The sequence below is a fragment of the Burkholderia sp. HAN2018 genome (genome assembly GCF_024704855.1).
Classification (GTDB): domain Bacteria; phylum Pseudomonadota; class Gammaproteobacteria; order Burkholderiales; family Burkholderiaceae; genus Burkholderia; species Burkholderia cepacia.
Genome location: NZ_QOBB01000537.1, coordinates 1 through 790, shown reverse-complemented (window position 1 = coordinate 790; position 790 = coordinate 1). Strand labels below are relative to the sequence as shown.

Genomic DNA, 790 nt, shown 5'->3' with positions numbered 1-790 from the left:
CGACGCGGCTCGTCGGCTGGCTCGAACGGCTCGGCTGGCCGCTGCGCACGGCGCTGTTCGTCGCGGCGGGCGTGCTGGCCGTGTTCGTCGGCGTGTCGGCCGGCCCCGAGTGGCTGTCGATCGCGCGCTGGTCCGCTGCGCTGTCCGGCCACGATGCGCTCGCGCGGATGCTGATCGACCTGCGCATGCCGCGGCTGCTGTGCGCGCTCCTCGCGGGCGCGCTGCTCGCAGTGAGCGGGGTCGCGATGCAAAGCGTCGTGCGCAATCCGCTCGCGGGCCCCGAAGTGCTCGGCGTCACGCAGGGTGCGGGGCTCGTCACGCTGTTCGCGTTGTCGACGTGGCCGCTGATGGGCCACGTGACGCTCGCAGCGGCCGCGCTGATCGGCGGCGGGCTGTCGCTCGCGATCACGCTCGCGCTGAATCACCGGCATCGCTATGCGCCGCTCGCGGTGGCGCTGACGGGGATCGTGATCGGCGCGTTGTGGACCACGCTCGCGCAATGGCTGATCACGCAGGAAAGCGTGCAGCCCGCGCGCTTCGTCGTGTGGCTCGTCGGCGGGACTTACGGCCGCAGCTGGGGCGAGGTGTCGATGCTGCTGCCGTGGTGCGTGCTCGCGGTGCCCGTGTTCGCGTGGCTCGCGAAACCGCTCGACATGCTCGCGCTCGGCGACGACCAGGCGGCCGCGCTCGGCCTGCCGGTGGCCGTGCTGCGGCCGCTCGCGCTGACGATCGCGACGCTCGCCGCCTGTGCGGCCGTCGCGGCGGTCGGGCCGGTCGGCTTCATCGGGTT

At 73.5% G+C, this 790-nt stretch carries 1 protein-coding gene; it reads left to right on the top strand.

All coding sequences use genetic code 11. The annotated features are described in order from the left end of the window. Positions 1–790: iron chelate uptake ABC transporter family permease subunit (locus DPV74_RS41630; RefSeq protein ID WP_162923353.1), on the top strand; the 790-nt coding region annotated here is incomplete at both ends.